Raw genomic sequence first — 236 nt, 5'->3', positions numbered from 1 at the left:
CTTACTTTCGAAACGCCAAGATGTCCTGCCATATGTTGCTCAGGTGGTTGAGGCCGCTGAAACTGTCCGTGATGCGTTGGGTTGGTTCCCGTTCAAGGTCTACAACGAAGCTGCAACCGGTGAACGGCTTATCGTGGCGGTTGCTCGCCAAGCTAATGAGGCACGTTATGCGGGGCACCTTCTGTTTGCTACGCGGTTTCCGCGGGGCTACGTCATGCAGATCCATGTCGATTCGA

General features: G+C 55.1%; 1 protein-coding gene. It reads left to right on the top strand.

The annotated features are described in order from the left end of the window. On the top strand, window positions 1-236 hold a 236-nt coding region (locus tag RRF55_RS27930; protein WP_439419289.1), incomplete at both ends, for a hypothetical protein.

The sequence above is a fragment of the Klebsiella sp. K47 genome (assembly GCF_051858335.1).
GTDB classification, from domain to species: Bacteria; Pseudomonadota; Gammaproteobacteria; order Enterobacterales; family Enterobacteriaceae; genus Klebsiella; species Klebsiella pneumoniae.
This window is presented reverse-complemented; position numbering and strand designations above follow the sequence as displayed.